The organism is Mucilaginibacter sp. RCC_168 (assembly GCF_041355315.1).
GTDB lineage: Bacteria > Bacteroidota > Bacteroidia > Sphingobacteriales > Sphingobacteriaceae > Mucilaginibacter.
Genome location: NZ_JBFUPN010000064.1, coordinates 1 through 1,262, shown reverse-complemented (window position 1 = coordinate 1,262; position 1,262 = coordinate 1). Strand labels below are relative to the sequence as shown.

The window sequence follows — 1,262 nt, the reverse complement described above, 5'->3', positions numbered from 1 at the left end:
CAGGGCTGACGCATAAGAAAGGATAAAAATGCGTGGTGTTATCAACAAAATGTTAATAAAGAAGGAGTAAGTTTAGGTATCCAGGGTTGGTTAAAAGACTTGTGGCGGTTTTTCTTTGTAAAAAGATATGACAACCTCTCTTCACGATCATTTCAGATGGATACCTGATCCCCGGACGGGCAATAATAAGAAACATAATTTACTGGAATTAATCATTCTATCGGTATTGGCGGTACTATGCGGCGCAGAAAGCTGGTACGAGATGGAGGAGTTCGGCAAAGAGAAAGAAGACTTTTTGCGGCAATTACTGCCTCTTGAAAATGGGATACCCAGCCATGACACGATCAACCGGGTTTTTATGCTGATCAATGCGGAGCTTTTTGAACGTTGTTTCCGTGCATGGACGGCGGAACTTAGCCAGGGTCTTGGGGAGGCGGGCTTATCTGGCGAAAAGGAACTGATCGCCATCGATGGAAAGAGTATCTGTAACAGCGCCTGCAAACATCAGGGATTGGGGGCTTTACATTTGGTGAGCGCCTGGTCAGGGCGTAACCAGTTGGTACTGGGGCAACAAAAGGTAGATGACAAGAGCAACGAGATTACGGCGATCCCGGCGTTGCTATCCTTATTAAACATCAAAGAGGCGGTAGTAAGCATCGACGCAATGGGTACCCAGAAAGCGATTGCTGAACAGATCATCGAAAACCAGGGCGATTATATCCTTGCTTTAAAACAGAACCAGGAAACCCTTTATGAACAGGTAATCAACCAGTTCAACTTTAAAGAAGACAGTTATAGCCAGCATCTGGATAAAGGGCACGGGCGGGCGGAGATCAGAAACTGCAAAGTCATTAATGAACTTAACTGGGTTGACGAAAAGGAAAATTGGAAGGGGATGAAGAGCATCATCAAAATAACCTCGGAAAGGATAATGGGTGACAGCCACTCCATACAGGACCGCTACTACATCTCCAGCCTACGGGCTGATGCTGCCTATTTTAACCAAGCCATCCGCGCACATTGGGGGATTGAGAACCAACTTCACTGGCAGTTGGATGTAGGCTTTGGCGAAGATTACAATACAACACGGAACAAACAGGCGGCCCAAAACCTTGCCGTGGTCAGAAAGATAGCCCTAAATATTCTAAAAGCTGACAAAACCAGTAAGGCCAGCCTGAAAGCAAAAAGGAAAATGGCCGGTTGGAACCACAAATTTCTACTTTCATTAATCGCTAAATCAAATTCCTAATGCGTCAGCCCTG

The 1,262-nt window shown here is 45.6% G+C and carries 1 protein-coding gene; it reads left to right on the top strand.

Translation table 11 applies throughout. The features are described from left to right. The first annotated feature begins 127 nt into the window (after window positions 1-127). Window positions 128-1,249 carry an ISAs1 family transposase gene (locus tag AB6735_RS27960; RefSeq protein ID WP_370999473.1) on the top strand — a complete coding sequence of 374 codons (1,122 nt, stop codon included), beginning with the start codon at window positions 128-130 and terminating at the stop codon, window positions 1,247-1,249. Window positions 1,250-1,262 lie beyond the last annotated feature (13 nt).